We start from the raw sequence: 4,810 nt of genomic DNA on the forward strand, positions 1-4,810 counted from the left end.
CGCCACGCTCACAATCCCCGGCATGGGAAGCGATCACTGTGCGGGGATCGTGCGCACATCGCTTGAGCGGCTGGAGGGTGTGCAGGAAATCCGGACCAGCATCGCCGCGCATCGCGCGCGGGTGACCTATGATGCGGGCCGTCTCAAACCGGCCGATCTGAAGGCGGCCGTCGAACGGGCCGGCTATGAAGTCGATGATGTCGAAGGGGCGGGCGGCCCGCGCGAGGTTCGTCTGACGGTGCCGGGGATGGGCAGCGATCACTGCGCCGGGATCGTGGCGGACTCCATCCGCCGTCTGCCGGGGATCGAGAAACTCGCCACCAATATCGGCAATCACCGGGTGCGTGTGTCCTTCGATGCGGGCAAGACCGACGCGCAGGCGATCCGCGCCGCCATCGAGCGCGCGGGCTACGAGGTGGACGCGCTCGAGGAGGGCCAGGCGCCCGACCACGCCAGCGATGCCGCCTCGGAGGACCGCTACCTCGCCCGCGCCTGGAAGCGGCTGTGGGTCGCTGCCATCCCGACCACGCTGATCATGCTCCTGATGGGGCCGCACATGTTCTGGCAGCCCATTCCGGGTTATCTGGTCATGGTCGCGCTGCTGGCCTTTCCGGTGGTGTTCCTTTTCGGCGGCTGGGCCACGCATGTCTCGGCCTGGCGGTCGCTGACCAACCGCACGGCGAATATGGATGTGCTGATCTCGATGGGCAGCCTGCCGCCCTATCTGATCGGACTGGCGGGGTTCATCTGGCCGATGACCTCTTTCATCGAGATGGCCGCCACGATCATGACCTTCCACCTTGTCGGGCGCTATCTTGAGACCCGCGCCAAGGGTCGCGCCAGCCAGGCGATCAAGCGGCTGATCACCATGGGCGCCAAGACGGCCTCGGTGCTGCGCGACGGCGCCGAGGTCGAGGTGCCCGTGGCCGAATTGCAACCCGGCGACATCATGGTTGTGCGCCCCGGCGCCAAGGTGCCGACCGATGGCGAGATCGTCGATGGCAACAGCCATCTCGACGAATCCATCGCCACCGGCGAATCGGTGCCCGTGGAAAAGGGGCCGGGCGACACCGTGATCGGCGCCACGATCAACAAGGAGGGCGTGCTCAAGATCCGCGCCACCCGCGTCGGCGCCGATACGTTCCTGTCACAGGTCATCAAGCTGGTGGAAGAGGCGCAGGGATCGAAAGTGCCGATTCAGGAACTGGCGGACAAGCTGACCGGCTATTTCGTGCCCGCCGTTCTGGTGATCGCGCTGGGCACTTTCGGCGCGTGGCTGGCTTTTGCGGATACGCTGCGCCCGATCCTCATCTGGGGCGCGGGTTTCCTGCCCTGGGTCAACCCCGAAATCTCGCCCCTGATGGGCGCAATTCTGGCCATGATCGCGGTGCTGGTCATCGCCTGCCCCTGCGCGCTGGGGCTGGCCACGCCCACGGCGCTGATGGTGGGGTCCGGCATGGGGGCCGAGCGCGGCGTGCTGATCCGCTCGGGCGAGGCGATCCAGACGCTGAAGGACATCAAGGTGGTGGTGCTGGACAAGACCGGCACGATCACGCGCGGCAAACCGGCGCTGACCGATGTCCATGCCCTGCCGGGGTTTGACGAGGCGCGCGTGCTGCGCGCCGCCGCCTCGGTCGAGGCCGGGTCGGAACACCCGTTGGCGCAGGCCATCGTGACCGGCGCGCGTGAACGCGGGCTGGATGTGCCCGAGGTCACGCAGTTCAAGGCGATCACCGCGCGCGGTGTGCAGGGCGAGGTTGACAAGGAAACCGTGCGCGTCGGCAGCCGGCGGTTGCTGAACGAGGCCGGGATCGCCCCCGATGCGCTGGAAGAGCGGCTTGTCGCGCTGGAGACCGAGGGCAAGACCGCGATGCTGGTCGCCATCGGTGACAAGGCGGCGGGGCTGGTCGCGGTGGCGGATACGGTAAAGGAGGACTCAAAGACCGCCATCGCCGCGATGCACGATCTGGGCATCCATGTCGTCATGGTCACCGGCGACAACGAGCGCACCGCGAAATACGTCGCCGCACTGGTCGGGCTGGATGAGGTCAGGGCCGGGGTGCTGCCCGAAGGCAAGGTCGAGGCGATCCGTGCGTTGCAGGAGACGTATGGCCAGCATGTCGCCATGGTCGGCGACGGCATCAACGACGCCCCGGCGCTCAAACAGGCCAATGTCGGCATCGCCATCGGCGCGGGCGCGGATGTGGCGATCGAGGCCGCCGACGTGACGCTGGTCACGGGCGAGCTGACCAAGGTGGTCGAGGCGATCCGCCTGTCCAAGGCCACCTTCCGCAAGATCGTCGAGAACCTGTTCTGGGCCTGGTTCTACAACCTCGCCGCCATTCCCGTCGCTGCCGTGGGTCTGCTGCATCCGATGATCGGCGTCATCGCGATGACCGTGAGTTCGCTTTCCGTGATCGGCAATTCGTTGCTGCTGAAACGCGCCAGGCTGGAGGTCAGGAAATGACGGAATACCCGGAATCAGGGCCGTCCAAGGGCAGGGGGATCGCAGGTTTCATGCGCACCCGGCTCGGATTGGCCGTGTGCATCGTGCTTGCCGTTGCAGGGATCGCGCTGGCCTTCGAACATCGCGTGCACCTGCTGGCCAGCCTGCCGTTCGTGTTGCCGCTCGCGATCTGCCTCGTGATGCATGTCTTCATGCATCGCGGTCATGGGGGCGGCCGACATTGAAAAGATGGCCCGCAGCATGGCACCGAACGCGCCGCGCCGCAGGCCCTTGAAGAAGGACAGAAAGACAATGACGATGATTATCACCCGACGCCGTGTCGTGACGGCTTCCGTGATCGGGATCCTGGGGCTGGGCGGCGTTCTTGCGCTCGGCGTGGATTCGCTTGCCCGCGCCGAGACGCCGCTGGCAGACCTGCTCGCGCGCACCCATGTTCACGGGCTTGCGGTGGACCGGCAGGCGCCCGGCCACCTGCTGATCGCCACGCATAACGGGCTTCATGCGCTTGATCTCGCAAGCGGCGTGACCGCGCAGGTTTCGGGGCGCGGCGACGACCTGATGGGATTTGTTACCCATCCGGCCTTGCCGGGGGCCTTTCTGGCCAGCGGTCATCCCGAGCGGGGGGGCAATCTTGGCGTGATCGCCACTTCGGATGGCGGCAAAAGCTGGACAAGGATCGCCGATGGCGTGGACGGGCCGGTGGATTTTCACCTGATGGATATCAGCAAGGCCGATCCGGAGGTGGTCTGGGGCAATCACGGCGGATTGCAGCGCAGCCGCGACGGCGGCCGGAGCTGGAAGCGCGTCGCTCGCGCCCCGGCGGGGCTGATCGGCATCGCGGCCTCGGCGCGGGATCCCGAGCGGCTGTATGCCGCGACCGAGACCGGGCTTTTCGTGAGCGAGGCCGGGGCAAAGGCCTGGCGCCGCGCACATCCCGCCGAGGCGCCGGTCAGCTTTGTCGAGGTGACGGCGGAGGGCATGATTCATGCCTTCGTTCTTGGTGAGGGCCTGGTTCGCCGCTCCGAGGATGGGGGCGCGTGGGAGGTTCTGCATCCGGGCTTTGATGGGCGCTACCTGCTGCATTTCGCAACCGACCCTCAGGCGCCCGAGCGCGTCTTTGCCGCAACCCAGATGGGCGAGCTTCTTGCCTCGGAGGATGGCGGGCGCGACTGGCGCCTGCTTGGCAGGAAATGACACCATCGCGCACCGCCCACCCCGATCCCTTACCTCAATCGACAGGAGATAACAGATGACCACCCGGACCGAAACGAAAGCAAGCCTCGTCGCAGCCCTTGTCCTGGCCCTCAGCGCCCCGGCTCTGGCGCAGACCGACAGCGGTGATCATGCCGAGCATCACCCTGACACGCAGGTCGCGCCACAAGAGAACGACGCGCCGCCGCCCGAAGGGGGCACGGCGCAGATGCCAGGAATGATGGGTATGATGACCCCCGAGATGATGCAGATGATGATGCGCATGATGGGCGAGGGGGGCATGTCCGGAATGATGGGCGGTATGCGTGGCGGCCCGATGGCAGAGGGCATGCCTGGCGCTGGCATGATGGGCGGCGGTATGATGGGTGGCGGCGGCATGAAAGGCATGATGGGTGGCCACGCGCTTGGCCCCGGCGCGCTTTACGGCATCGGGTCCGGCGCACCGACCGAGATGACACAGGTCCGGGTCGAGGCTTTCCTTGCGGATATGCTCGAACGCCATGGCAACCCGCGTCTTCGGATCGGCGAGATCACCGAGGCCGAGGATGGCAGCATCGTCGCGGACATCGTGACAGTGGACGGCTCGCTCGTGCAGCGCCTCGCCTTCAACCGCTTCCCCGGTCTGTTCCGGCGGATCGACTGAGCCTGCCCGGCCCCGCCGCCCCGTGCCGCGCGGGGCCGGATCACATCCTACAGAAGGGGGCAAGACATGCGCCATGCCGCTGAACCGTCGATCAGGGCCCGCGCCCCGGCAAGGCCGGGGGTGGTCCCCGAATTGCCCGTTGCCCTGTTTTCGTTCCTGCTGCATTTCGTCTGGGAGTTTGTCCAGGTGCCCGCCTTCGCAGGCTTGTCCGAACTGGCCCATTGGGAGGCGATCAAGCTCTGCCTGTCGGCCACGGTCGGCGATGTAGGCATTGCGCTGACGGCCTTTTGGGTCGCGAGCATGGCAGTGCGACGCCGGGACTGGATTCTTGGACCGACGCGCCTGCCGGTGGCGGTTTTCCTGGCCGTGGGCGTGATCCTGACGGTGGGGCTGGAATATTACCACACCACTGTCAGCCTGCGCTGGAGTTATGCAGAGGCGATGCCGCTGGTGCCACCGTTCGGAACGGGGTTGAGCCCGCTTTCGCA

5 protein-coding genes are annotated in these 4,810 nt (G+C 66.7%); all 5 read left to right on the forward strand.

Annotated features, from left to right (window positions below):
- Positions 1 to 2,467 (forward strand): heavy metal translocating P-type ATPase (locus KAK09_RS18280; RefSeq protein ID WP_210880357.1); only part of this gene is annotated, 2,467 nt, incomplete at its 5' end.
- 50 nt (positions 2,468 to 2,517) lie between these two features.
- Positions 2,518 to 2,691 (forward strand): DUF2933 domain-containing protein, encoded by a 174-nt coding sequence (locus KAK09_RS18285; RefSeq protein WP_210880358.1) that lies wholly within the window; start codon positions 2,518 to 2,520, stop codon positions 2,689 to 2,691.
- A gap of 67 nt (positions 2,692 to 2,758) precedes the next feature.
- Entirely contained in the window at positions 2,759 to 3,661 is a 903-nt protein-coding gene (locus KAK09_RS18290; RefSeq protein ID WP_210880359.1) for a WD40/YVTN/BNR-like repeat-containing protein, read from the forward strand.
- 55 nt (positions 3,662 to 3,716) lie between these two features.
- Positions 3,717 to 4,322: a hypothetical protein gene (locus KAK09_RS18295; RefSeq protein ID WP_210880360.1), complete on the forward strand. Its 606-nt coding sequence runs from the start codon at positions 3,717 to 3,719 to the stop codon at positions 4,320 to 4,322.
- Positions 4,323 to 4,388: 66 nt separating this feature from the next.
- On the forward strand, positions 4,389 to 4,810 hold a 422-nt coding region (locus KAK09_RS18300), incomplete at its 3' end, for a hypothetical protein (protein WP_210880361.1).

Origin of the sequence: Roseovarius autotrophicus, assembly GCF_018069895.1 — a bacterium.
GTDB classification, from domain to species: Bacteria; Pseudomonadota; Alphaproteobacteria; order Rhodobacterales; family Rhodobacteraceae; genus Roseovarius; species Roseovarius autotrophicus.